Raw genomic sequence first — 24719 nt, 5'->3', positions numbered from 1 at the left:
CTCTTCCTCTTATTTGGCCAATGTTTGGCTCAGCCTTTGTACCAAGGCGATAGACTCAGGATTATCACCATGCACACAGATTGTATCGGCTTCCAATAACACTCTTGTTCCTGAAACGGTAGTGACGCAACCATAGGTGGCGATTTGCATCGCTTGATTATAGATGTCATCGGCATTGTGGTAGACCGCATTCACTTGCGATCTCGGGGTAAGTCGACCGTCTTCTTGATAACTGCGATCAGCAAAGGCTTCAAACAGCAGTGGCACATCAAAAATGTCCGCAATGTCTAGGTAGCGCTGATTGTCTGTGGTTGCCAGAATCATCAGTGGTAGAGCGAAGACCGAAACGGCTTCAGCAATGGCGCGAAACACCTCTTCATCGGCCATCATATCGTTGTAGAGTGCACCATGTGGTTTGACATAATGGAGCGGCACATCGTGATATTGGCAGAAAGCCTTCAATGCCCCCACCTGATAAAGGACGATTTCTGTAATTTGCGCGGCGGTGTGAGGTATACTTCTGCGACCGAAACCACTAAGATCTTGATATCCCGGGTGTGCGCCGACTTTGACGTTATAATGCTTCGCTAAGGCGACGGTTTTAGCCATGACGTGAGGGTCTGAGGCATGAAATCCACAAGCGATATTGGCCATGTCAACCCACGGCATCACCAATTCATCAGAACCCATAGGCCAGATCCCAAAGCTTTCGCCCATGTCGCAATTTAGAGTAACTCTTTGCTTATTCACTATAATTTCAACCGTCCTTGCCGTTAATTGGTGTAAGTTGTCTTAAAAAATCCGTCATGACAGTGATCCACATCATCCTTTGCCAATTAAACGTTTTCTATCTGCGGTAGAGCTTGGGATTTGTGGCAATAATCAGTAGTAAAAATAATAGGTTCAGGCGAGCTTGATATGAAAAATATTGCAACACTAATCAATCTAATCTGCCTGATGTCATATCCAGTGTATGCCAACAGTCGAACAGACGCTCTCAAACAACTCATGGATATGAGCCTTGAAGAGTTAGGCATGCTGGAAGTGGAAGTACAAACCGTCGCCAAGACCGCGCAAAAGCTTTCCGATATTCCTGCCTCAGTTTACGTGTTAAGCGGTGAGCGAATTGCGCGCAGCGGCGTTCGTACCATCCCCGAAGCGCTTAAGCTTGTTCCCGGTTTACGTGTCAGCAAATTCTCAGAAACAGAGTGGTATGTTTCAGCAAGAGGATTTCACGGCGGTTTATACAACAAGCTGTTGGTTTTGATCGATGGCAGAACGGTTTACAGCCCGGTCTATGGTGGCGTGTATTGGCCTGGCATTGATTATCTGCTCGCTGATATTGATCGTATTGAAGTGCTGCGAGGGCCTTCGGGTAGTATTTGGGGAGGCAATGCTGTCAATGGTGTGGTGAACATCATTACTAAACGCGCCGAATCCACACTTTCTAGCTTAGTTGAAGGGAATTACAGCAATAAGCAAGACTACGGGCTTGGCGTGAGGCAAGGCTTTTCTATCAGCGGAGAGACGCAAGGGCGGGTATTCTACAAGCAGAAAAGTAACCGCTCGGATCTCTCTTATGACAGCGAGACATGGCTCAACCAGACGGGTGGCGTTTTGTTTGCCCATAGTGAAGAAAATCGCGATATTACCTTTCGTGCTGGGGCCAATCAATATGGTTATGAACGCGACTGGTACTACTGGAACGGGAGTCAATGGGGACCTAAGGAACTTGACGTTCAGGCGACAAGTGCTTTTGGTCAACTGCAATATGCACAATATCTGGTCGAAGGAGTGAAGTGGGAGAGTTCCTTGTGGTTTGATTACAACAAGGACAACGCTAAAGATGCGCCCGGTAAGTACACGACTCTTGATCTTGATACCAACTACTTCGATTACTCAGATAGTGAGACACAGTGGCAAGTTGGCGCTGGGGCACGCTTCATAAAACTTGATTTTTCTGGCGCACAATTGTCCGAGTGGGACGAGAATAACGTTGATATTTTGTACCGTGTCTATGATGTGCGCCGCGCTCATGAGCAAATTTTTAATGCTTATGGGCAAATAGATAAACAGTGGCGCGAAAACTTCAGCACCACCTTGGGTGTCAAAGCTGAGTATTTTAGCCAGACGTCCGCTTTGGAAATCTCGCCTCAATTGCGTGCTATGTATAGCTTTTCTGAGAGTCAGCAGATTTGGGCTGGCGTAGGCAGAGCGGTGGTTGCGCCGTCTTATATCGACAGCAATTCTTACTTTGTTTACTACGATGCAACGCCGAAACAGGTGGTGGTGAACCCTAGCGACCAACTGAAAACGGAGTCAGTGGTAAGCTACGAGCTTGGCTATCGAATCACTTATCATCCCCAGATCAGTTTAGATATGACCGCCTACTATTCGCTGCACGACAATGTGGTGATGGTCGACTCCTTCGACGCAGGGGATATTATTAATGCGTTTACCACCGATGACTACCAAGGCACATCGCATGGCGTTGAACTGGCAGCAGAGTGGTGCGTGAGGGGCGATACGCGAGTTTACGCAGCCTACAGTTACCTCCATCTCAATCTCGATTGGCAGGGTGGTGATTATTCCAACGGTGCTTCTGCGCTCTGGGCGAGTATCGAACAGCAGCATTTGTTGTCATTACAACTGCTTTGGGACATCAACAAACAGCTGCAATGGGATAGCACCATTTATTATCAGCATTGGGAAAATAAGAACATTTCTTTAGATGATGTTGTCACTTTAGATATGAGGCTGTCTTGGCAATACGCCCCTAGTTACCCTAAAGTCGAGGTAGTGGTGCAAAATTTAGGTGGCGTTGGCAGTGCCGATGATCTCAATACCGTGTCTCGATTTAAAAGTGAACAAATACATTATTTGAGGCTCAGCTATGAATTTTAAAATCCGCCTGCTTTGCGGGTTGATAGCATCGCTTTGCCCGTTTTTGGCTCAAGCAAACAAATTCCAACCACATGAAGTGGTGGCGGTGTATATCTACCAGATCAGCAATTTTGTTTTTTGGAATGAAGAACCGAGTAAAACGCACATCTACTTTTGTGTCCAAGATGATGACAAAGTAAAGCAAACCTTAGCAAAAGTGATTGAAGGAAAAACTATCCGCGACTTGGCCCTTGTCTTAGTAAACGCAACGGATAAACAGTGTGACATTGTCTATTATGGTAAGCCACTCACAAGCGAGCGGGTGCGTAGTGTTGGTAGTTACGCGGTCACAATTAGTTCTCAAAGCCACTTTCTAAGTGACGGAGGGATCATCGCACTGCAAGAGAACGAGGGCAGGATAAAACCGCTGATCTGTTCGCAGAATTTGGTTAGTGAGCGTTACACCATAGGGTCGAGTTTGTTGCGACTTGCCAGCGTCAAGGAGGCTGCACTATGCCTTCACTAAAAAACCTCTCTATACGGCATAAGTTGCTGGTGCCAATATTAATTTTCGTCACCTTTATATTTATCTTCGCGCAAGGTTTTCATTTTTTTGTCAATTATCAGAATGAACAGAAGAACCTGATCGATCGTGTCTCCATTTTGGCCAAAGGGGTGGCGTTTAACCTGCAAGCGGCAGTGTTGTTTGATGACTCGTTGGCAGCCAGCGAAGTGCTGTCGGCATTTAACGCCGATCCGGCTATTTTGCGGGTGAAGCTATTTGATCTGAATGAGCAGTTGTTCTCTATTTATGAAGCGCAAGCTGATGAGGCTCCGATTCCCGATCAAGCCCAAAGAGACGCTTTGCAGAAGAAAGGCCACCTTGTTGCTGGCAAGTATCTCTACCTTTTAGTACCAGTTGAAATGAATGAAGGTAAGATAGCATCGCTTAGAATTACAGTATCAAACCAAGCCTTTGAACAGATCATCAATAAGTTAATCGAAAGCAGCATCGTGTTCCTTTTTATGCTGCTTCCTACTGGCGCACTGCTGTACCTCATCGTGCAAAAATTCATTTTGGAGCCGGTGTACTCTTTACACGACTCGATGCAAGCTTTTGTGGAACACCGCCTTAAAAGGCCCAACCTCAAACCCAAAGCGGATGATGAAATTGGCGCTCTCATTGACGCATTTAATACCATGGTGAAACGGCTGGCTCAGCGAGACAGCCAAGTCCATTACACCTTAGATCGTTTAGAAAAAGAGAAAGCCTTTGCCAATGAAGTGATTGAAACGGTTCAACATGCGTTGCTGGTTGTGAATCATGACGGTGTTATTTTGCACAGTAATGCGGCCAGTAAAGAGATTTTCCCGATTTCTCTTGCGGCGGTGGAAAACAACACTTTAACCGACTTGATTCAGACGGAAGAGAAAGAGGTGCTCATCGCGGCCATAGAGCAAAAGCGAGTGTTGGATGATTATTTGCTCTCTTGTAAAAAAGCCGATCAAAGTGTTCAACTGCTGCAAATTTCCTCACGCTCTCTAAGTAACCGAGGTGCAACGCTCTTTGCCATTCAAGATGTTACTGAGATAGAGGCGGCGATGAACCGCCAACGTATTGCCGCGGGGGTGTTTGAACACAGCCAAGATGGCCTGATTGTTCTTGATCACAATGGCGTGATTACTATGTGTAACCCAGCGCTCACGCATATGCTTGGTTACAGCAGTGACACTTTAGTTGGTCGCTCTTTTCTGCAAGTGTTCCACTGGAAACAGCTGCAATCGCTGATGCCAACCATTCAAGAATCTTTGTCCCATTACGGACAATGGCAAGGGGAAGTGTGGGAGAAACACCTTAATGGCACCTTAGTACCCATGTTTGCCAAAGTCAGTCATATCGTGAAAAAAGTGGATCAGGAAGAGGTGTATGACATGGTCATCATCTTGTCAGATCTCTCTGATGCGAAAGAAATGGAGCGTTTAGAGTACCTCGCACATCACGATGCACTCACGGGGCTTGCCAATCGTTCTAAACTACATCGCATATTGGAAGAGGAACTTCGCTCATCCACTTACTCAAATAAAGAGCTAGCGCTACTTTATATGGATCTAGATGGCTTTAAACAGGTCAATGACACCTTCGGTCATGATGCTGGCGACGAAGTACTGCGCGTTATTTCCACTCGCTTGCAACAAGAAGTACGCAGTAGCGATCTGGTTGCCCGACTGTCCGGTGATGAGTTTGTTTTACTTATCAAACCTGCCAGTCAGCAATCAGTCACTCAGTTGACCGAGCGTTTGTTACAAAGTATCTGTAGACCGATTGAATACAAAAACCAAACACTGCAAGTCGGCTGTAGTATCGGAGTAAAGCTGATCGGTTCAAATGAGAAAGACATGGATAACATCCTGAAAAGTGCCGATACCGCGATGTACCGAGCGAAAAAAGCCGGGAAAGGGCAGGCTATTGTGATAGGCGCTGCAGCAAGTGAGTGAAGCTCATTTTCTCAGACTTCGGAATAAACTTTGATCTCAATCGGAAAAACCGCAACTTAAGTGCAAATAGGTAGCTTATTGAGTGGTGAGTGATAGACTTAGGCGGATTGTTTTTTGCTCAACTATTTCAACTCTGAGGATTTCATGGAACTTGCGCTTATCATTGCTTTTATCGTTGCATCCGCTGTAATGGTTAAAAAAGAGATGGCAAAACAGTAACGCTTTATTTTTCCTAACTTTTTTCTTTCTTTTAAAAATAGAGTGTAAAAAAGCCAGCGGTTGCTGGCTTTTTTTATCTGGTGAATCAAAACTCGTATTTTACGCTGAGGCTAAAATTGCGTTCCGCCTGAGTGTAATCTTTGGTTAATGACTTTTTCCCACGAATGTCGTTCCATGAATAATATTCCTCGTTAGTCAGATTCATTACTCCAGCGCGAAGTGTCAAATCATTCATAGGTTTAAAGTAAGCGGTTAGATCAACAACAGTTGCGCTTGGAATAGATACTTGTCCACTAATTCCACCTTCAGCGCTGTTTGAGTTGATGTCTCTCTGTGATTTGCTCGCAGTATAGTTAACCTTTAGACTCGTTCCCCAACCAGAAGTAGGAGAGTCGTAATTGAATGCAGCAACAGCGTTCCAAGGATTAACACTATTTAATGGATTGCCTTTTCCATCTTCACCTTTCGTATAGGCCGCTATAACTTTGGTCGAGATTCCTGCAGGGAGCCCCGCGATCTGATGCCAATCAAGCATATTACTGACTTCAATACCTTTAATCTGTGCTTCATCAATGTTTATATTGGTATATTCTGTCAATCCATCAACGTTAGACGATGTCTGCTCAATGAAGTCTTTATAATCGCTATAATATAGTGCGATTTCGGACGCAGAAGATGTAGTGTTATGTCTATAACCTAGCTCGTAAGATAAACTCTTCTCAGAGCCCAAATTGGGGTTCGGTTTATTTACGTAACCATGGGCTGGATTGTCGTAAGTATAATAGAGTTCATCAAACGCAGGAGCTCTAAACCCTTGGCTAATTTGGGCAAAAATGGTCCCAGGAGCCGTTAAACGATAGGTAGCACCAACCCGTCCTGTAATTGCAGAATCACTAAATTTCTCGAAGGACTCTACTGACGTATTTGAAGGATCGGTTAAGAAATAGTCGTATCGGATTCCTGGTGTAACAATCAGTTTTTCGCTCAGCAACGAAATTTCATCTTGAAAAAATAGACCAATACTTTGTTCTTTAGCATCTGGTGTATAAACATAGATTTGATCATCCGTGCTTGGATCGGAGTTATATTCGCGATTGATGTTGCTTATGTCGCTCTGTTTTGCACTCAAGCCATAAACGAAATAGTGTTTACCCAGTTCTTTGTCTAACTGACTTTCAAACTCAAGTTTATCTTCCGTATAGTTGTAATCTTTCTTTTGCTGGTTATCGTTATTTGGTGGAACCCATGGCGGCACTCCAGCACTGGCGGCTTTGAATCGGTTGGTCACGCCATTTTCTTTCTTACTTAGCCAAGTTAGGCGGGACGTTACCGTATCAGCCACGGAACTGTCGGCGAACCAAATGTGCTTCAGAGCGATCCGATTTTGCTTGGTGGAATCTTCACTATTAAAGTTTTGGTAAGACTTATTGGCAATATCTGAGTCGATTTGGTTGTAAATTACTTCTCCAGTGAACTCAATACGGTGAGCATCACTAAGTTGTGATTGCAGTTTAATGAGAAGGTCATTGTTTGCGTAATTCTGAGATTCAACTGCGTAATCGGTGTAAGGCGCTTTGGCAAAGTTATCAAGTTCCTCGCCATCTCTTCGGGTATAAGCCACTAATGCTTCAAGGCTTTCGAAACGTTTAGCGACAGCAACGTGTTCGCTAAAAGAATTATCTTCAGAAGAGTAGGTCACTTTGACTTGGCCGCCACGGTCTTTTCCGTCTTTTAAAAAATCTTTGGGATCTTTTGTTTCAAATGCGACGACACCGCCAATAGCGTCACTGCCGTGAAGACTTGATGCGGCTCCTTTCACGACCTCCACACTTTTTAGCATGTCAGGTTCAACCGTCACAGCACTTGAATTGATAAACTCATATGGTCCACCTGAAAACACACCCGGCTGAGAAGCACCATCAACTATAATCTTTACTCGTTTTCCTTCCATACCGCGGATGTTTATATTTTGTACACCCTGACGCTGAGATGAGTTAACTGTAACGCCTGGGACATACTCAAAGACATCACTGACATTTTTTGTCATATTTTCTTCGAGCTGTTCCTCTGTTACTACGGCGACAGAAGCCGCCACTGAGTCGATGGTTTGATTTGTCCTAGTAGCAGAAACAACAATCTCATCGAATAATCCATATTCTTCTGCTTGTACTGAAGCAGAGAGAGCTAATAGTATTGAGGCTGAAAGAAACGTTTTGTTATACATTTTACTACCTTAAAATCCATCGTAGGCGATTTAACGGCGCAATAATATTGGATGCTAATGATAATTGCTATCATTCTCATGAATAAAGTGTGGCGCATATTTATCTACAATGAGTACTAAAATGGTAAATATTCTTTTAAAATCATATGAATAGATTGATTTTCAGATGAATTAATGTGTGATTCTATAAAACTCAGAAAATTGATTTTGATCACATTTAAAAGAGGTGTTTGTGCAAAGTCCGATAACATTAGAAGCGCTACATATCCTTGATGCCATCGAAAGGCGCGGAAGTTTTGCCGCCGCGGCCAATGAGCTTGATAGGGCGCCATCCTCGCTCAGCTATCAGATCCAGAAGTTAGAGCAAGAGCTAGACATCATGATCTTTGATCGATCCGGTCACAAGGCAAACTTTACTGAGGCGGGGCGTTTGATCTTGGAGAGAGGGCGCACGATCCTTGGTGCGACTGAAAAGTTAGTCAACGACGCCACTTTATTGGCGAACGGATGGGAGTTAGACATCACGATTGCTTACGATGGCATTATCTCAGTAAACCACTTTTTCCCTTTAGTCGAAGCGCTGGGCAACGTGAGCAAAACGAGAGTCAGGTTACAAGAAGAAATCTTAGCGGGGTGTTGGGAAGCCTTACAATCTGGACGAGCCGACTTGTTAGTCTGTCCCGCACTGGACGTGGTTCCTCACGATGTAAAAACCGAATTGATTGGCAAGATGTCGATGATTTGGGTAGCCGCGGCAAACCACTATATTCACAATCGAAGTGGGCAGTTTGATGACACCGTGAGAGAAAAACACCGCATCATTGCCATTGCCGATACGGCCCGTGAGCAGCCAGCGCTAAGCGTCAACGTGATCCAAAAGCAACCACGTTTAACCGTAACCAATCTGCAAGCAAAAATCGATGCCTTGATTGCAGGGTTAGGCATTGGCACCTTACCTAGCAGCATGGCGATACCCTTAATTGAACAAGGTTTGCTGAAAGAGATCTCCGGCAGTGAAACTAAGACGATGAACATTGTGCTAGGTTGGAAACGCAATCAAATGGGTGAAGCCAAGTCGTGGTGTATTCAGCATTTGAAAAAGCACTGGAAGTTGAAATAAGCGGGAGAGCGGCAAATCTTCTCCCGCACCTAAGCCTTTAATGGGTAAGGTTTTTTCAAGGATTAAGTGGCAACACCATGTCAGCAGTGCCATCTTCAAAATGGACATCAAGCGCAAAGCCCATTTTCTGTGCCAGCATCAGCATACCTCGGTTGGTTGGCATAGTGATACCTGTCATACGCTGAGTACCTTTCGCACGGCAATAGTCGATGATCTTCGTCATCAATACATTGCCGAGCCCTTTACCTTTTAGATCCGAGCGGATCAAAATGGCAAATTCCGCTTCGGTATTTTCAGGGTTGATCAACGCACGTGATACGCCGATGATCCTCGCTTCGCCTTCACTAAAGGAGATAGCGACAAAGGCCATTTCCCGGTCATAGTCGATTTGGGTTAAGTTAGCCAGCGCTTCGTGATTGAACTCACCGACATCGCTAAAAAACCGTTTATAGAGGTCTTCTTTGGAGACTTTACTGATAAAGCCCGCATGCTGCGGTTCATCTTCCGGCAAAATAGGGCGCAGTAAAATCACTTCGCCATCTTTCAGCGTCACCGTCTCAACAAACTCGGCGGGAAAAGGACGAATTGCTAGACGCTCCTGGCCATTACCCGCATGGTGTTCTAGGGTCAAATCGGCGTCTAAGATAGTAAAGTGTTCACCATTTGCCAAAACGGGATGGATATCCAACTCTTTGATTTGTGGCAGTTCAACCACCATTTGAGAGATCCTAACTAAGAATTTCGCCAGCCCTAACACATCCATGGGCTCCGGCAGTTTCTGCAAACGAATATGGCCTTCTTTGATAGCCCGAACGATCAAGTATCTTGCCAAGCTCATGTTCAGCGGTGGAAGCGCAGCGGAGGCATCACGCGACTCGCTCCATTCAGAACCTCCTTGGCCAAGCAAAATAACCGGGCCAAAGACTTTATCTGTGATCACTTTGACGCGAATTTCTTCTCCGCCAGCCAGTTTTGCCATGCCTTGCACCAACAAACCATGAATTCTCGCCGCCGGATAGGAGAGCTTGGTGCGGTCTAAAATGGCGTCAGCCGCGGAAGCCACTTCTTGACTATTGCGTAGATTGAGCATGACGCCTTGCACATCCGATTTATGGGCAATATCGGGAGAGCGTAATTTAACCGCTACAGGGTAACCAATTTGCTCGGCAATATGTACGGCTTCACTGGTGTCTCCTGCAATCCAAGTTGGCAGTACGTCGAAATTAAACAGCTTTAGTAGCGTTCCGAGTTGATGCGTGTCTAAACTGACCTGCGGTTTTTCACTTAGCTGTTGCTCTACCCACTCTTTAGCGGCATTTACGTCTGCAATATGTAAAGGCTCAGCAGTGGTAGGCGTTTCCATCAGTTGCTTCTGGTTTCTGCGATACTCGACGAGGTGCATGAATGCGACCACGGCACTTTCTGGCGTTCTATAAGTTGGGATGCCGGCCTTAGTAAAAAGTAACCTAGCCGGTTTGGCTGTCTGTTCGCCTGACCAATTAGTTAGAATATTAAAGCGCTTGTGTCGAGGGTGCGCTTTGATCGCAGCAATAATCGCTTCGGCTGTTTCGACCGAATCTGAGACCGCTGAAGGACTGTGCATGATCAGTAGCGCATCAGCGCAGTCGCTATCTAAAATGGCATTGATCGTTTTGACGTAACGGAGTTTATCCGCGTCGCCCACCACATCGATAGGGTTGGAACGAGACCAGCTAGTCGGAAGAATGGATGAAAGTAAGTTATTGATATCTTCGGGTAAGGTCGCCAACTGACCGCCTCGCTCAAGCAGCGTATCGACCGCCATCAAAGCAGGACCAGCGCCGTTGGTTATAATCGCAAGCCGCTCGCCGCGTAGGGGAACAGAATGCGTCAAGGTTTCAACCGCAGCGAAAAGTTCATGCGTGTTGTGTACGCGCAACATACCACTGCGCCTGATGGCGGAATCGTAAACAATATCTAACGTATCAGCACTGGGTTTATTCAATGCGCGTCTGCCATGCGGTGAGCGCCCCCCTTTGAGCACAAGGATGCGTCGGTTACGCGAAGCGGCTCGCGCGGCAGACATAAAGCGCCTCGCGTCAGTGATTGAATCAAGATAGAGCAGAATGGCATCTGTTTTACTGTCGGTACTAAAGTAGTCAAGCAGTTCGTCAAAGTCGATATCCAACCCATTGCCTACAGAGACAAACGCAGAAAAGCCGATCTCTTTATCATTTGCCCAGTCAAGAACGGTCGTGCATACCGCCGCAGATTGAGAAACAAAGGCAATTTTGCCTGGCTTTGCTGTCGATGGAGAAAAAGACGCGTTGAATTTTTGCCAAGGTAAGATAAGCCCAAGACTATTTGGGCCGAGAATTCTCATCTGATGTTCTCTGGCGATGGCTAAGCACGCGTCGGCGACCGATGCCTCTTCATGATGCGGGTAATCCGTATCTGAAGCGAGGACAATGACAAACTCGGTCCCTGCTTCGGCTAACTGCTTAAAAATTTCCACGTTCCGTTCAGAGCGGGTACAGAGAATCGCGACATCGGCCGCAAATGGTAGCGAAGCCACTGAAGAGTAGGCCAACACGCCCGCCACCGAGCGATATTTGGGCGTAACTGGCATAATTGCACCTTCGAAGCCACTTTGTAGCAGATTCTTCATGACGATGTTGCCTGCGCTTAAGTTACGTTGTGACGCCCCAATAACTGCAATCGACGTTGGTTTAAATAACTTTTGTAGCTTGTTCACCCACATCTCTCCTAAAAAGCTTAAGAAGTCAGATCAATAGCATGATAAACAAAAATAACCTGAGTGAAACTTACCCAAGTACAACTATGCTTACTAAATCGGCGAGTGGTAGACACTTTGTGTTGCAAATCACATGTTACAACCAGTTTATGCAGATAGACGCTTGATTCTCATCTACGCTATCGGCATGATTTACAGTAAATTTGTATAGAGCTGAGCCATTCCATGAAAAAAGTTGCAATCGTTACCTTGTCTGTGTTGCTTTCTGCTTGTTCATCTGGTGATTACGTCACCAATGTGACCTCAGAAAGCCACCGTGAAGAGTTTAAAATGGATACCATCCCTGAGCCTTTGATGGCCCAACAGGATGTGGTTCAAGAGACAAATCTGCCGCAGCCAATGGTGAAAGTTGAAACTCCGGTTGAAGAAAAAGCCGTTGTCAAACTCAGCCCGCAAACCGAACGCCCCAAAGCGGTAAAAATTGTTCCACCAAGCAAAAAACAACGTGATCAGTTACAACGTTTCGGCTACACCATTCAGGTGATGGCTGTTGGCACACAATCGAAGGTGGATTACTTTGCCTCACGTCTGCCCAAAAATGAACAACCGATTTGGGAAAACTACAAGGTCGTCAATGGGACTAAATGGTTTACCATTTTGTACGGCGATTTCGCCACCAGTACTGAGGCTAAAAAAGCCATTGCCAATCTTCCTCAAGAGTTTAAAGACCTAAAACCTTTCGTGAAGAGCATCGACTCGATCAAAAACTCGGATTACCCAACGCTGAATAAATTAAACTAATGTCAGGGTTCAAGGAGCCATAACATGGCTCCTTTGCCTAACAAATACGCACTTAAGCTTGTCTCGTTAACTATTTGCCGATAAATAACTGTACCTCTCACGTTATATCGCTATCATTGAGTAAGCATGTCCTTTATCACGGATCAGATTATTCAAATGAAGAGAAACATCCTACTTCTGTGTGGCGGAGGCTCATCAGAGCATGAGATTTCGCTGCTTTCAGCCGGCTTTCTTGAGCAGCAATTGAACCTCATTGAAGGCGTGAACGTTTGCAAAGTTGAAATCAAAAATGAAGGTTGGTTTGATCAGCAAGGCAATCTAGTTTACCTAGATATCCACACCAATAGCATTAAAAGCGACTATGCTAGCGATGTCATAAAGATTGACTTCATCGTGCCTTGTATCCATGGTTATCCTGGTGAGACAGGAGATATCCAATCTCTGTTTGAACTTGCCAATATTCCTTATTTCGGTTGTGGTCCAGAAGCGAGTAGCAATAGCTTTAATAAAATCACGTCAAAGCTTTGGTATGATGCCATCGGCATTCCCAATACTCCGTACCTCTTTTTGACTAAAAATGATCAGACTGCGCACTTAAAAAGTGCCGAAGCTTTTGCAAAGTGGGGAAAAGTGTTTGTTAAAGCGGCGAGACAGGGCTCTTCTGTGGGATGTTACAGCGTGACTAAACAGGAAGAGCTCGACGAGGCGATCGACAAAGCGTTTACTTTCTCTCATCAAGTCCTCGTAGAAAAAGCGGTTAAACCACGTGAGCTTGAGGTCGCAGCTTACGAAATGAACGGTGAACTGCATATTTCAAAACCAGGTGAAATCATCGCACCTGCAGGTTCATTTTATAGCTACGATGAGAAATACAGCGCTAGCAGCCATTCTTTGACCGAAGTAGAAGCAACAAATTTAACTCAAAAACAACTCGATACTATTCGTGAATGCAGTGAGAAAGTATTTAGACAGATGAACCTGCGCCACCTGTCTCGGATTGACTTCTTTTTAACAGAGGAGGGAGAGATCTACCTTAATGAAGTGAATACATTCCCTGGTATGACTCCTATCTCGATGTTCCCTAAGATGTTGCAGCACAACGGTCATCTGTTCCATGACTATCTTGCAGACTGCATTGAGCGTTCAATCACAGCTTAATCCCACGGTCTTATTATTTTAAACTTCAGCATTTCTTGCTGTGCCATGCCTTGACGTCCTGCGTACTGATAAGGCATGGCAGGGCTAAGCCAACGACCAAAGTCTTGTATTTCTCTAATTTTCATCCCTTGAGTACGCAGTTGCTCTACCGCACCAATACGCCCAGATTGGCCTGAAAAAGTCTCATCCAATCCCAATCGTTTCCCTGCATTTTGCATGATTCTAAATATCGAAGAATCATCAAGTTGGCTTGATGACAGGTTACCGTGTTTGTCAATCGCGGCAAAAAGGTAATGAGCACCCTCAGGTAAGCGTTCTAGCCAACGCTTACAGGCTAGGCTACTTAGCTCGCTCAACTGGTAAGCGTTATCACCAATCGTAATTGAAACTGTGCCACCAATTTTTCGTACAGATTCCAATCGTAGTGCTTTTAACTCTGAGCGTTTTGCGGCGCACTCAAACATAATTGAGTAGATTGCACAATCGCGGATCTCTTTGTTGTTCTTACTTTTCAATAAAGTGGAGTGCAATAGAGCAAGGTGCTCTTTGGTAAACGCAATGGCTTGAACTGGGCTTGAGCCTTTTTTTAAGCGCAATTCATTCAGTGATAGTTGAATCGTGCGATGTGAGGTTGGGTTGGCCAATGAGAGCAATTGGTGAATTAGGCCGATATGAACGCATGAACGTCGGATGGATGAATATTTTCTCTCCCTTGCTTCGGTTTCAATAAAGCGCCGCATGGCAACGATAGAGCAGGGTAGTATGGTTATTTTTGCTTGATTACAGAAATCTAGGTACCGATTCCAATCATTTTGTATGGCGAGTAGCGAATTTTTGGCATACTTGAATTGGGTGAACTGATTGAAAAAGTCCAGATCGGGTCTTTGGCTTAATCGTTCGATAAGCTCTTTGACTTCAGTAGTATCTGTATATGCAAAAAGGTTTTTTTTCATTTTAGTGCACTATAACACGTTAACATAAGCATTTTATACTTGCTAAGCGCCTGATTACAATTATGATTAATGTAAGACTTAATTAATAGATGATTCAGTTACATGGCTATATCAAATTACCGTGGTTTTAACTTAAAGTCTGCTGGTAATGACACCAGTGTCTGGCAGGTAAGAATAAAGAATCATGTTCTTCAGGGGAGCTTGAGCGCCGTCAAGAAGAGCATTGACTGGTGGTGTGACACCGCATCCATCATTGATCCTCGTGAGTTTGCTTCTTTAGATAGGAAGTTAGAATCAGGAACACCTCAAGCAGAAAATTTTAATGGTTTTTCCATTAAGAATGACACTGGCGAACCAAACGCTTGGTATTGTTTTTTTAATGGTAAACTCATTAAGGGCTCAAAAGCGGCCATCCAACGTCATATTGAAGCCTATTTGGTCGCGAAACAGAAAGCAGAACAGCAACAGAAGAAATAGTTATGACTCTTGTATACTCCACAGAGACAGGCCGAATTGAGCAAGATGAGCCTACTAAAGCACAACGTCCAAAAGGCGACGGTATTGTACGCATCCAGCGCGAAACCAAAGGTCGTAAAGGCAAAGGTGTATGTGTCATTACAGGGCTAGATCTTGATGATGCACCTCTTAAGCTACTTGCTGCAGAGTTGAAGAAAACCTGCGGTTGTGGCGGCTCAGTCAAAGACGGAAACATTGAAATTCAGGGTGATGTTCGAGAGAAAATTAAAGCATACCTAGAGAAAAAAGGCATGAAAGTTAAACTAGCAGGCGGATAGTACGTTTCTATCTCGACAAGCAATCAAACGCAAGGAGCAGAACGCTCCTTTTTTTCAGAACAAGATATTATCCAAACATTCCACCGCGTTGAACCTTAGCAGAAACGCTTGAGCTTTAATATAGAACAAAACAAACGCAGATTGTTTTGTTCTATATTAAGGATTTTATGGTAAATCAGTTATGTTCAATTGCGATCGTCGTTCTAAGGGAAAAGTGCAGGCATACAAGATTAGAGTGATTCCTTATTTAACATAAGATATATAATACGCACTGAGATAGCAGGGTGACAGGGTCACTTGTCAGCAGCGCCAATGCTCCGCAAACTATCCTGCTATGAAGAAACCCTTAGCTATATACCGACATCAAAATAAATGCTCTCACAATTACATTGGGCGGTGATTCTACTCTTTATGCATAACTTGCCACACGGAGGCAGAGGAACTCATTACCTAGTGACCTACATTACTCATTGTTGTACGAACTATGACGATAGCTCAATGAGTGAGAGCACCCAGTAGACGTAGAGCGAACTTGCAAAGAAGTGTAAGTACTTACGTTGTCACTTTTACGTTTGGCCAGAACAATATGCTACATGGGAATCTTCTTCATAATTAGCCGTGTAATTTAATTACACAATATGTGTTACAGTGTACTGATTAAGATTTAAAGTCTGACGTATCGCATTGAATTAATTACACATATTTAACTGATTGGCGTATTTTGCAACGAGGTTCGTGAGATTTTGGCAAGATAGGTTTTACCTATTGAACTGTGTTTGGGTTATTTTTGACAAAAAAAAGCAGAGCGCTTTGGCTCTGCTTTCTTGACTTCGGTTTTATTGTGGGGTCGTACCTAGTGACTTGCTTTGTCGTTAGTCTTGTACTCTGCCCTAATCTGCTCTGCAACGATTTTTATTGCTTGGGCTGTACTCATTCCCTCGGACATAAGTTTCTGGATTCTCTCTACAGCTTTTTGCTGTTCTTGATGTGATAGCGGTGGCAGATCATCAAACATAAAAATTCGGCTCCTTTGCTTTGGAGCCGACTATAGCGAGATGACTAGTAGGTCGCAAGGAAATTAATTGATGCACCCATTGCATTTTCATTGGTGTACCGGGCAGAAATATCCAGTTCGAACAGATTTAGTGGGGATATGCCAATACCTGCGGTAATCGTATCGTCAGTATCTCGGGCCATATTTTTTATATAACCTCCCCTTAGTTGAAGTTGCCGCAGCAGATCAACCTCAATACCCGCTCTAAGCATCTGTGTATTGTCATCAAAAGCGGAGAACTTCTTCTCTTCATTGAGATCGTAATCCACACTTAGTGTGAAGTAATCAGAGACGATCCCTGCTCCGACTGTATAAAGCGGCCTCATACTATACTCGTATGAAGTAATTGTGGTGGCTGGGCTTGTCCCATTGAATGTGTACTCTTTGGTCTTTATATCTCGACCAACAAGATTTTTCGCTACCACACCGATTCTAAATGGTCCGTAAAACCAGAGCGCTCCTGCATCAAGATTAAACATGGTTTCCGCAGTTTCGTTTTCGCGCACATCTCCAGAATCATAGCCACTAAATGTGGCTGCATAGGAATAAGTATAAACTCGCTGTAGCTTAGGAGTTACCCCAAATGCCATATGTTGGTTGAGAAAAGTCTGATACTTACCAAGCGATACGCCAACCTCAGTCACTGCAACTGTTACGGCTTGCACGTAGCTGTTATCAGGATCCGGTCCAGGCGCAATTGTTGGAGTCACGAAAGACTCTGTGTATGCCTTACCGTAGATGGTGGCTGAAAGAAACTTATTTGGGATGCCAAAGGCGACAACACCACCAATCTCAAAATCGAGCTGGTCACCATTGATATTATTTAACGCGTCGACCACACCGGGATCACTGGCGGCAATGAGATCGCCAAGCTCTTCTATTTGATCGACAAGTTTATCGGGATCATTATAGCTAATACCAAAACTTGGAATGATCATGCCTGCATCATCGTTTCTACGATACACGGCAGTGAGTGCTGGGTTAAAGAAAGGAGCGGTGAGATAGGTGGCAGACACTGTCCCTACACCACCCATCGCATCACTTCGTGCTTCAATAGCATAATTAGCGGCATTTGCGACAGAGGAACCACATAGTGCGGCAATGGTAGCTGCGAGATATCGGTTTTTCATCTTCATGATAAATAATCCTGAGATTTCTTTTTGTTTTGTATCGGCAGTGAGGAAGATTTATTTAGCCATTTATTCTTGCGTAATATCGTAGGTACGGCTGATGGTTTGAGACTGTTCGACAATAATGTCCCCTTGCCAACGTCTTGTGTTAAGGCTAACGGCAAGGACATAACGTTCATTGGGAATGCCTTCAAGCTCAAGGCTTTCTGGGTAGTCAGACTCATAAGTCTTGTTCCATATCCGTTCGTATTGTCCATTGACGAAGTCATATAGCCCCACATTCATCTCTGGTAGTGGGCAATATGGATTCATCAAGGCACGTTTTTCCACTTTCCAATTCTCTTTCGATGCCCAACGGACATATTGAGGAGCCGTGGGCTCTCCAAGAATTACCCAGCCACTCCAATCACTACCATCTTCCGCTTCGATAAGAAGGCGATAAAGTCCAGATTCCAGTTTTCCTGATAAATTGTAGCGCTTTTGGTAACGTTTTTCGTTTTCTCTCATCGTGACACCGTCACCAGAGACTTCATTAAATAGGCTATCTGCCGATACGGAGCGGTCTATCCAGCGTGTAATACTCACATTACTAAGAGAAAGCGTTGATCTCACATCAATAACAAGTCGGTGAGTATCTCTCCCGGGACTTTGGATGGTCTGTCGGATGATATTGACGCCGCTTGCCCATACAGGCAGCTTTTTCTTAGTGAGTGATTTTCCACAATCGCGCTCTAAAGATAAGATCAGCAGCTCATTTAGGTGGGATTTCAAGGTATCATTCGGTGATGATTGCCAGACTTCGACAAATGAATCAAACATGCCTGAGAGATCATCTTCCAGAAGATGTTTGTGAGCTTGAGTTAGTGGCGTATTCTTCTCAAACCAGTCTACCCCGTAGACTGGTTGAACGAAGAGGGATGTAACGAAAGAAGCAAGGAATAGACTGCGCATTAGCCTTTCATCTTATAACCCACGCCACGCAGCGTTTCAATTTCGAGCCCAGGAAGCTTCTGGCGTAGCTGCAGTACATGAGTGTCTACTGTACGCGTAGTTGGAAAATGGTTGTAGCCCCAGACGTGATCAAGCAACTCATCTCGAGTGAAGACTCGTCCCAAGTTGCTCGCTAAAAACAGCAATAAATCAAACTCGGTTCTCGTTAAGGTAATTTGCTCACCGTTAAAAAAGACTTCTCGCGTTGATTTATCGATGATCAGATTTTCTGTCACCACTTGCTCTGTATTGAGCTGTTCTGATGTTTCAGGCGATCGCAACTGAGCGCGGATTCTGGCGAATAATTCCGCTTCCGCGAAAGGTTTTGTCAAGTAGTCATTTGCACCCGAATCCAATCCGGCCACTTTATCTTTTACAGTGACCAACGCGGTGAGCAGAATTACCGGTATGTTCTTTGATTTCTTCCATTCAGGGAGATGCGAGACTGAGTCGCCATCTGGCAATTGTCTATCCAATATAACCAAGTCCGCTTTCTGCCAAAGTGGCTCCACTTCAGAAATACTTTCGGCGTGCAAACACTCGTAACCTGCCTGCTCCAAGCTCACCAATAGGCCATCTGCCAGATTTTTATCGTCTTCAACGAGTAGCAACGTCTGTTTCACAAGGTATCTCCAAAATAAACGTAGTTGGTGGACCAATGAGTTTCATTTTTCCTCCCATTCGTCCAACCATAGATTCAACAATGGTTAGGCCCAGCCCTAAACCACTTTTACTGACAAATGGCTTACGTAAGTGCGTCCAGTCTTTGCTGGTCAACACGCCATTGTCTTTTACTTCAATCACTAACTTATTGTCACTGGTGCTCACGTTCAAAACGACAGGCGCAACACCATACTTCACTGCATTTCGAATAAGATTGTCAACACAAGTTCCCAACCAATAAACATTAATTTTTGCTGCGACATCACGATCAATGCAAAGTTGTACGCCTTCCGGAAACTGGTCTTCCAATTTAAACATTAGCCACTCTTCGACAGAAGGTATCCATTCCGTCGCTAAAGGCTGATTGTCTGACTGAAGATAATCTTTACTTGCTTCCGCGAGTTGTCTTAATCGGCGGGTATCTTCGCATAACCTTCGAAACTCATCATAAACGGTTTCCGGTAAGTGCTCAAACTCTCGACGAAACCCTTCAACGGTCAATGATAGACTGGCGATCGGTGTACGAAGTTCATGAGTGAGAATTTGTAGTACCAGCATACGACTTTTCATCTCTTGTCGTTTGCTGTTCCAACGATAAACCGCCCAACCTGCTACAAGCATTATGTTGGCAATCACGAGCACGATCATTGAAATGCGCAACACTTGCGAATGATCTTCAAGATTCCAGCAGATGTTGCCTCTTTGCACGAAGCAGCTCCCAGTATCGGGCGCCAAAGTCAGTGATAACCCAGCTTTTTCAACATTTTCTGACCAAGTATCTTTATCAAAAATATAGTAGTAGTCGCCACGACGAAGCCACAGGTTATCTTTCTCAAGGAACATGTTTGCCCCGGAAATCAATGCGTTTATGGCTTCTTCATTCATTGATTTCAAGCTGGTAAGCAATTCATCGCCTTGATCTTCTTCTCGCTCCTGGATATGCATGTATTTCTTGAGCGTTTCTTTTTCTTCAGGGTATTTCTCGACGTATCTTGCCGCATAAGTACCACCACCAGGATGAATTAGCGCTGAACGTGAGAACCAGCGAGAGGTCAACTTTGAACCTTTACACATCGCACGTGTAAACACTAAGGGCTCAGTGATCAATGGACTGAGAGGCAGCTTTCCGTTGCATGTCTTAGACAGTTGATAAAGCTGTTGAATATCTTTAAGTGGGTAGCTCGCCGTTTGGGGCTGCATGGATTCAGGAGAAAGTAAACGCGTAGGAAAAGTCGACTGCATGTCACGGATGTCATAACTTTTAACTGCGCTATTGAAGTCGAATAATTCGCTAAAGCGGTCTATGCGCTCTGGCAACGAATCCGCCAACGCAATTTGCGGCAGGATCAGAAGGCTAATGATGAGTGAAAAAAGACGCTTATTGAACAAAATTAACGGTTAAGTACAGTGAAATCTGGCTCCAATATACAACATATTCACAAGAATAGACATTTTCATGGCTTGGTATTTCGCGCAGAGGTTCTCGTTTGTTATAAAAAAGGTCGGTTTTCACCGACCTTTGAGTGTACTAACTGTGTCGTTTAAAGTGCTTTAGAGATGGCATCGACACTCTCTTTGGCATCACCAAATAGCATCGAGGTATTCTCTTTAAAGAACAGAGGGTTTTGAACACCTGCGTATCCCGTGTTCATTGAACGCTTAAACACAATAACGTTCTTCGCGTGCCATACCTCTAGCACTGGCATTCCCGCTATCGGGCTATTTGGGTCTTCCAGCGCGGCAGGGTTAACCGTGTCGTTTGCCCCAATGACCAAAACAGTATCGGTTTCTGAGAAGTCTTCATTAATTTCGTCCATCTCAAGCACGATATCGTAAGGGACTTTCGCTTCTGCAAGCAAAACGTTCATATGACCCGGCAAGCGTCCCGCGACTGGGTGAATACCAAATCTGACATTAATCCCTTGAGCTCGTAGTTTCTCAGTGATTTCATGTACGGGATATTGTGCTTGCGCAACAGCCATACCATACCCGGGAGTAATGATGACAGAGGTCGAGTTTTTCAGCATTTCAGCCACTTCTTCTGCACTGACTTCACGGTGTTCGCCATATTCTTGATCGGAAGAGATAACCACTTCCTGACCAAAACCGCCAGCAATAACACTGATGAAAGAGCGGTTCATTGCTTTACACATGATGTAAGAGAGAATTGCACCAGAAGAACCAACCAGCGCGCCAGTAACAATCAGCAAATCGTTTGCCAGCATAAAGCCAGCTGCCGCAGCTGCCCAACCAGAGTAAGAGTTGAGCATCGAAACCACCACTGGCATATCTGCCCCACCGATGGACGCCACTAAGTGATAACCGAAAGCAAACGCGATCAACGTCATCACAATGAGCGCAAACATGCTTCCGTCGGCTTTCACGAAGTAGATCATAAGTAGAGTAGAAACGACGATCGCTGCTAAGTTCATTTTGTGCTTATGCGGCAAGTTTAGCGGCGATGAAGAGATCACCCCGCGTAGCTTACCAAACGCAACGATCGAACCAGTAAAGGTTACTGCCCCGATAAACACACCAAGGAAAACTTCGACTAAATGAATGACATGTTCAGCGTGCATTCCTGCGACATCGACAGAAACCGGTTGTGGTGGCGCGATAAAGCTGTTGTAGCCAACTAATACTGCCGCCATACCCACGAAGCTGTGCAAAATCGCGACTAGTTCCGGCATCTCGGTCATTTCAACTTTTTTCGCAAAGTGGATACCAATACCACCACCGATCACCATGGCGAGAATCACCCACGCAAACCCTTGTGCACTCGGGCTAAAAACAGTCGCGATTAAGGCAATCGACATCCCCGCGATTCCGTAATAGTTCCCTGCACGAGCCGATTCCTGTTTGGATAATCCCGCCAAACTTAAGATGAAAAATAGAGCAGCAACGATGTATGCCGCCTGTACTAATCCTGCAGACATTGATGACTCCCTATTATTTATCTTTGCGGAACATTTCGAGCATACGCTTGGTTACCGTAAAGCCACCAAAGATGTTAATACTCGCAATTAATACGGCAATAAATGCCAAGAAGGTAACGGCCCCGTTTCCTTGACCTATCTGCAAAAGTGCGCCAACTACGATAATGCCCGAAATGGCGTTCGTGACAGACATCAATGGTGTGTGTAACGCATGAGTCACGTTCCAAACGACGTAGTAACCCACCACACAAGCCAAAACAAACACGGTAAAGTGAGACAAGAAAGCGGCAGGAGCCACAGACGCAATCCAAGCAAATGCGCCAACAGCGGCAGCAAGGCCAAGCAGTTTCTTCACCGGAGAAACGGGTTCTTCGGCTTTCTTCTCTACTTTGGCGGCAACTTTCGGCTGGGATTGAGGCTGAGCGGAGACTTGAATTGGCGGTGCTGGCCAAGTGACTTCACCGTCTTTAATGACAGTTACGCCGCGAAGCACAACGTCTTCAAAATCGATGTTAATCGTGCCATCTTTCTCTTTGCATAGCAGCTTAAAAAGGTTGACTAGATTGGTTGCGTACAACTGAGACGACTGAGTTGGTAATCTTCCCACCATGTCGGTGTAACCAATAACTTTTACCCCATTTGCGGTAGTAAAGACTTGATTAGCGACTGTGTATTCGCAGTTCCCGCCATTGGCGGCGGCTAAGTCTACGATCACACTGCCTGGCTTCATACTGTCAACCATCTCTTTGGTGATCAACTTAGGGGCAGGTTTGCCTGGAATCAATGCCGTTGTAATGATGATATCGACATCTTTTGCTTGAGCTGCATACAACTCTGCGGCCTTTTTGTTAAAGTCATCGGACATTTCTTTGGCATAACCATCACCGCTACCTGCCGCTTCTTGGTAATCGACCGAAAGAAATTGCGCGCCCATGGATTCAACTTGTTCTTTCACTTCAGGACGAACGTCGAATGCACGTACGATTGCACCAAGGCTACCTGCCGCGCCAATGGCTGCCAAGCCCGCAACCCCTGCCCCTGCGACAAACACTTTGGCTGGCGGAACTTTACCTGCAGCCGTGATCTGCCCCGTGAAAAAACGCCCAAATTCATGCGCGGCTTCGACAACTGCACGGTAACCTGCAATATTCGCCATGGAGGAGAGCGCATCAAGCGCTTGAGCGCGCGAAATTCGAGGCACTGCATCCATAGCTAATACGTTGATTTTTTTGCTAGATAGTTGCTCCATCAACTGAGGATTTTGCGCTGGCCAAATAAAACTGACTAAGGTCGCTCCTTCTTCTAGCAATGCGATTTCATCGATGCCATTTTCACTGTCAACGATTGGCGCATTAACTTTCAAGACCAGCTCTGATTTCCACGCCTCTTCAGACGACACCAACTTCGCGCCAGCCGCTGCGTAAGCTGCATCATCGAAGCTCGCCAAAGCCCCCGCTTGCGTTTCGATGACAACATCGAAACCTAATTTTATTAGCTGCTCAACCGAACTGGGCGATGCAGCAACCCGCGTTTCTCCCGCGAGTCGTTCTCTTGGTACACCAACTTGCATAGCTATTCCTTGACTATTGGTCTTGTTACTCATCTTTTTGTATCGGACACAGAATGCGACTTCAAGCATTTTGTAGTTAAAATACAAAATTTCATTACATATAACCCCACGTAATGAATGAACTCTACGCACTTCATGAGATAAAACAATGATGCACTAACAAGACAGAGGTCCAACCAGACCTCAAATTATTGGTTATTTTACAACCAGATAGATTGCACTTTTGTGTCAAAAACAAAAAGAGCCATCAGCATAAACACTAATGGCTCTAGCAAAGATGACTGGAATCAAATCCTGAGATATTTTTAGCTAAATATGTCGTCTTTCATTTGTTCGATAAACATCTGCGATTTTTTAATCATCAGTTCGTTGGCATCGCTTTCAGATGATAGGAGATCAGAGCGTATAAAATGGTGGGTTTTTAAGTCACCTTTGACCTCCTTAGTGATACGTCCGGAGACTCGAAACTGTCCTCCTTCAGCTTTGCTCTCTGGGTATATCAAATACCCCTTGTATTCAATAGGTTCAACTTGTTGCTGCTTAATCGGCTTCGTTTCTAAACCGAACAGACGCGAAAAAAATCCCATTTAACCTCTTATTTATGTGTCTTATGTGTTGGCAAAATTGGTTTCTCAAACCATTCTAATGTAGCGTCATCGTCATAATTGACGTGCGAAAAGACCACGGGTACATCATCGAAACTGCGATTTTTTCTTCGATCGTCAATGATCATGCTTTCTGCATTTTTTACCGCAATTTCACTATTTCTTTTAAATTGCACCAGTCGTGCTTCCGGTAATGCCGACAAAAAATCAATATCATGCCTGATATAGACGGGTTTCAGTTGCACAAGCGCCAGACACGCCAAATCGGCCAATTGTTCGGATGTGAACTCCTGTGTATATTCTTCTCGAGCGAGTACCTGACCCACTAAAGTTTCCATGTAGTTATGTACATCTACACTAATTTGCATCTATACAACTCCTTGTTTTAA

The 24719-nt window shown here is 44.8% G+C and carries 21 protein-coding genes; 8 read left to right on the top strand and 13 right to left on the bottom strand.

Translation table 11 applies throughout. From position 1 onward, the window contains the following. Positions 1-9: 9 nt before the first annotated feature. Positions 10-750, bottom strand: a complete 741-nt coding sequence (locus tag EA26_RS11250) for a 5-oxoprolinase subunit PxpA (protein WP_081947067.1) — start codon at positions 748-750, stop codon at positions 10-12. 168 nt (positions 751-918) lie between these two features. On the opposite strand from EA26_RS11250, the gene EA26_RS11245 reads away from it, so the two are divergent. Genes EA26_RS11245 through EA26_RS11235 form a run of 3 tightly spaced genes read left to right on the top strand, consistent with a single transcriptional unit; the run spans position 919 to position 5379 of the window. After that, positions 919-2904 carry a TonB-dependent receptor plug domain-containing protein gene (locus tag EA26_RS11245; RefSeq protein ID WP_052079729.1) on the top strand — a complete coding sequence of 662 codons (1986 nt, stop codon included), beginning with the start codon at positions 919-921 and terminating at the stop codon, positions 2902-2904. Continuing rightward, the gene (locus EA26_RS11240) at positions 2894-3409 is read left to right on the top strand and encodes a YfiR family protein (protein ID WP_039444615.1); all 516 of its coding nucleotides are present in this window, start codon (positions 2894-2896) and stop codon (positions 3407-3409) included. The genes EA26_RS11245 and EA26_RS11240 overlap by 11 nt, the downstream gene beginning before the upstream one ends. After that, entirely contained in the window at positions 3397-5379 is a 1983-nt protein-coding gene (locus EA26_RS11235) for a diguanylate cyclase (protein WP_039427502.1), read from the top strand. The genes EA26_RS11240 and EA26_RS11235 overlap by 13 nt, the downstream gene beginning before the upstream one ends. A gap of 304 nt (positions 5380-5683) precedes the next feature. Here the strand turns inward: EA26_RS11235 and EA26_RS11230 are convergent, their stop codons facing one another. Next, positions 5684-7822: a TonB-dependent hemoglobin/transferrin/lactoferrin family receptor gene (locus tag EA26_RS11230; RefSeq protein WP_039427501.1), complete on the bottom strand. Its 2139-nt coding sequence runs from the start codon at positions 7820-7822 to the stop codon at positions 5684-5686. A gap of 232 nt (positions 7823-8054) precedes the next feature. On the opposite strand from EA26_RS11230, the gene EA26_RS11225 reads away from it, so the two are divergent. Continuing rightward, positions 8055-8942, top strand: coding sequence for a LysR family transcriptional regulator (locus tag EA26_RS11225; RefSeq protein WP_039427500.1), 888 nt, complete (start codon positions 8055-8057; stop codon positions 8940-8942). A 55-nt stretch (positions 8943-8997) separates the two neighbouring features. On the opposite strand, the gene EA26_RS11220 is transcribed toward EA26_RS11225, so the two are convergent. Further along, positions 8998-11676 carry a bifunctional acetate--CoA ligase family protein/GNAT family N-acetyltransferase gene (locus EA26_RS11220; protein ID WP_039429032.1) on the bottom strand — a complete coding sequence of 893 codons (2679 nt, stop codon included), beginning with the start codon at positions 11674-11676 and terminating at the stop codon, positions 8998-9000. 225 nt (positions 11677-11901) lie between these two features. Here EA26_RS11220 and EA26_RS11215 point away from each other — a divergent pair, with 225 nt between their 5' ends. Then, positions 11902-12477 carry an SPOR domain-containing protein gene (locus EA26_RS11215; RefSeq protein WP_039427498.1) on the top strand — a complete coding sequence of 192 codons (576 nt, stop codon included), beginning with the start codon at positions 11902-11904 and terminating at the stop codon, positions 12475-12477. A 156-nt stretch (positions 12478-12633) separates the two neighbouring features. Further along, the gene (locus EA26_RS11210; RefSeq protein WP_039429030.1) at positions 12634-13635 is read left to right on the top strand and encodes a D-alanine--D-alanine ligase; all 1002 of its coding nucleotides are present in this window, start codon (positions 12634-12636) and stop codon (positions 13633-13635) included. Here the strand turns inward: EA26_RS11210 and EA26_RS11205 are convergent. Beyond that, positions 13632-14588 carry a tyrosine-type recombinase/integrase gene (locus EA26_RS11205; protein WP_039427496.1) on the bottom strand — a complete coding sequence of 319 codons (957 nt, stop codon included), beginning with the start codon at positions 14586-14588 and terminating at the stop codon, positions 13632-13634. The two genes, EA26_RS11210 and EA26_RS11205, sit on opposite strands and share 4 nt — an antisense overlap. A 102-nt stretch (positions 14589-14690) precedes the next feature. Between EA26_RS11205 and EA26_RS11200 the strand changes: the two genes are divergently transcribed. After that, complete coding sequence (locus EA26_RS11200) at positions 14691-15065, top strand: DUF3319 domain-containing protein (protein WP_039427493.1); 375 nt, start codon at positions 14691-14693, stop codon at positions 15063-15065. Positions 15066-15067: 2 nt separating this feature from the next. Beyond that, on the top strand, positions 15068-15382 hold the full coding sequence (gene yciH / locus EA26_RS11195) for a stress response translation initiation inhibitor YciH (protein WP_039427491.1): 315 nt from the start codon (positions 15068-15070) through the stop codon (positions 15380-15382). A gap of 853 nt (positions 15383-16235) precedes the next feature. On the opposite strand, the gene EA26_RS20470 is transcribed toward yciH, so the two are convergent. The 9 genes from EA26_RS20470 to EA26_RS11155 form a co-directional block, all read right to left on the bottom strand. Continuing rightward, entirely contained in the window at positions 16236-16397 is a 162-nt protein-coding gene (locus tag EA26_RS20470; RefSeq protein ID WP_081946409.1) for a YoaH family protein, read from the bottom strand. 44 nt (positions 16398-16441) lie between these two features. Continuing rightward, positions 16442-17572: a conjugal transfer protein TraF gene (locus tag EA26_RS11190; protein WP_039427489.1), complete on the bottom strand. Its 1131-nt coding sequence runs from the start codon at positions 17570-17572 to the stop codon at positions 16442-16444. A gap of 63 nt (positions 17573-17635) precedes the next feature. Then, positions 17636-18517: a DUF2861 family protein gene (locus EA26_RS11185; RefSeq protein ID WP_039427487.1), complete on the bottom strand. Its 882-nt coding sequence runs from the start codon at positions 18515-18517 to the stop codon at positions 17636-17638. After that, on the bottom strand, positions 18517-19179 hold the full coding sequence (vxrB, locus tag EA26_RS11180) for a response regulator transcription factor VxrB (protein ID WP_039427485.1): 663 nt from the start codon (positions 19177-19179) through the stop codon (positions 18517-18519). Before vxrB ends, EA26_RS11185 begins: the two co-directional genes overlap by 1 nt. Beyond that, positions 19154-20608, bottom strand: a complete 1455-nt coding sequence (gene vxrA, locus EA26_RS11175; RefSeq protein ID WP_039427483.1) for a sensor histidine kinase VxrA — start codon at positions 20606-20608, stop codon at positions 19154-19156. The genes vxrB and vxrA overlap by 26 nt, the downstream gene beginning before the upstream one ends. Positions 20609-20760: 152 nt before the next feature. Then, complete coding sequence (gene pntB, locus EA26_RS11170; RefSeq protein WP_039427479.1) at positions 20761-22155, bottom strand: Re/Si-specific NAD(P)(+) transhydrogenase subunit beta; 1395 nt, start codon at positions 22153-22155, stop codon at positions 20761-20763. 13 nt (positions 22156-22168) lie between these two features. Beyond that, positions 22169-23725 carry a Re/Si-specific NAD(P)(+) transhydrogenase subunit alpha gene (pntA, locus tag EA26_RS11165; RefSeq protein ID WP_039427477.1) on the bottom strand — a complete coding sequence of 519 codons (1557 nt, stop codon included), beginning with the start codon at positions 23723-23725 and terminating at the stop codon, positions 22169-22171. A 305-nt stretch (positions 23726-24030) separates the two neighbouring features. Next, complete coding sequence (locus EA26_RS11160; RefSeq protein ID WP_039427475.1) at positions 24031-24312, bottom strand: HlyU family transcriptional regulator; 282 nt, start codon at positions 24310-24312, stop codon at positions 24031-24033. Between the two features lie 8 nt (positions 24313-24320). Further along, positions 24321-24698 carry a late competence development ComFB family protein gene (locus EA26_RS11155; protein WP_039427474.1) on the bottom strand — a complete coding sequence of 126 codons (378 nt, stop codon included), beginning with the start codon at positions 24696-24698 and terminating at the stop codon, positions 24321-24323. Positions 24699-24719 lie beyond the last annotated feature (21 nt).

Origin of the sequence: Vibrio navarrensis (assembly GCF_000764325.1) — a bacterium.
GTDB classification, from domain to species: Bacteria; Pseudomonadota; Gammaproteobacteria; order Enterobacterales; family Vibrionaceae; genus Vibrio; species Vibrio navarrensis.
This window is presented reverse-complemented; position numbering and strand designations above follow the sequence as displayed.

Excerpts from the sequence above, each read along its gene's own strand:
- EA26_RS11160 (WP_039427475.1), bottom strand. The coding sequence starts at position 24,312 with ATGGGATTTTTTTCGCGTCTGTTCGGTTTAGAAACGAAGCCGATTAAG.
- EA26_RS11200 (WP_039427493.1), top strand. The coding sequence starts at position 14,691 with ATGGCTATATCAAATTACCGTGGTTTTAACTTAAAGTCTGCTGGTAAT.
- EA26_RS11215 (WP_039427498.1), top strand. The coding sequence starts at position 11,902 with ATGAAAAAAGTTGCAATCGTTACCTTGTCTGTGTTGCTTTCTGCTTGT.
- EA26_RS11210 (WP_039429030.1), top strand. The coding sequence starts at position 12,634 with ATGAAGAGAAACATCCTACTTCTGTGTGGCGGAGGCTCATCAGAGCAT.
- pntA (WP_039427477.1), bottom strand. The coding sequence starts at position 23,725 with ATGCAAGTTGGTGTACCAAGAGAACGACTCGCGGGAGAAACGCGGGTT.
- EA26_RS11205 (WP_039427496.1), bottom strand. The coding sequence starts at position 14,588 with ATGAAAAAAAACCTTTTTGCATATACAGATACTACTGAAGTCAAAGAG.
- EA26_RS11240 (WP_039444615.1), top strand. The coding sequence starts at position 2,894 with ATGAATTTTAAAATCCGCCTGCTTTGCGGGTTGATAGCATCGCTTTGC.
- EA26_RS11190 (WP_039427489.1), bottom strand. The coding sequence starts at position 17,572 with ATGAAGATGAAAAACCGATATCTCGCAGCTACCATTGCCGCACTATGT.
- EA26_RS11230 (WP_039427501.1), bottom strand. The coding sequence starts at position 7,822 with ATGTATAACAAAACGTTTCTTTCAGCCTCAATACTATTAGCTCTCTCT.
- EA26_RS11185 (WP_039427487.1), bottom strand. The coding sequence starts at position 18,517 with ATGCGCAGTCTATTCCTTGCTTCTTTCGTTACATCCCTCTTCGTTCAA.
- EA26_RS11155 (WP_039427474.1), bottom strand. The coding sequence starts at position 24,698 with ATGCAAATTAGTGTAGATGTACATAACTACATGGAAACTTTAGTGGGT.
- pntB (WP_039427479.1), bottom strand. The coding sequence starts at position 22,155 with ATGTCTGCAGGATTAGTACAGGCGGCATACATCGTTGCTGCTCTATTT.
- EA26_RS20470 (WP_081946409.1), bottom strand. The coding sequence starts at position 16,397 with ATGTTTGATGATCTGCCACCGCTATCACATCAAGAACAGCAAAAAGCT.
- EA26_RS11245 (WP_052079729.1), top strand. The coding sequence starts at position 919 with ATGAAAAATATTGCAACACTAATCAATCTAATCTGCCTGATGTCATAT.
- yciH (WP_039427491.1), top strand. The coding sequence starts at position 15,068 with ATGACTCTTGTATACTCCACAGAGACAGGCCGAATTGAGCAAGATGAG.
- EA26_RS11235 (WP_039427502.1), top strand. The coding sequence starts at position 3,397 with ATGCCTTCACTAAAAAACCTCTCTATACGGCATAAGTTGCTGGTGCCA.